Annotated in this window: 1 pseudogene; it reads left to right on the top strand. The window is 73.6% G+C overall.

Annotation, left to right across the window (positions count from 1 at the left end):
• Window positions 1–624, top strand: a pseudogene (gene purH / locus FB586_RS18615) (bifunctional phosphoribosylaminoimidazolecarboxamide formyltransferase/IMP cyclohydrolase); the annotation flags it as partial.

Raw genomic sequence — 624 nt, 5'->3', positions numbered from 1 at the left:
CTACAACAACTACGTCGACGCCGATGCGGCCCGGCGGGCGGCCCACGACTTCAGCGAGCCGGCCGTGGCGATCATCAAGCACGCCAACCCGTGCGGCATCGCGGTCGGCGCCGACGTCGCCGAGGCCCACCGCAAGGCCCACGCGTGCGACCCGGTGAGCGCGTTCGGCGGCGTCATCGCCACCAACGTGCGGGTGTCGGTCGCGATGGCCGAGCAGGTGGCCGAGATCTTCACCGAGGTCATCGTCGCTCCCGGCTACGAGGACGGCGCGATCGAGGTGCTGCAGGCCAAGAAGAACATCCGCGTGCTCGAGTGCCCGCCGCTCGCGCCGGGCGGTGCCGAGATGCGTGCCGTCTCCGGTGGACTGCTGCTCCAGGGCCGCGACGACGTCACGGCCGACGGAGACGACCCGGCCACGTGGACGCTCGCGACGGGCGAGGCCGCCACGCCCGAGGTGCTCGCCGACCTCGCCTTCGCCTGGCGGGCGTGCCGTGCGGTGAAGTCCAACGCGATCCTCCTCGCCGCCGACGGCGCCTCGGTCGGCGTGGGCATGGGCCAGGTCAACCGGGTCGACTCGTGCCGCCTCGCGGTCGAGCGGGCCGGGGATCGGGTGCCGTCCGCCGT

It is taken from the genome of Cellulomonas telluris, from assembly GCF_004886325.1.
In the GTDB taxonomy this organism is placed as follows: domain Bacteria; phylum Actinomycetota; class Actinomycetes; order Actinomycetales; family Cellulomonadaceae; genus Cellulomonas; species Cellulomonas telluris.
The sequence above is the reverse complement of the archived record's forward strand: the minus strand, read 5'-3'. Positions and strand labels throughout refer to the sequence as shown.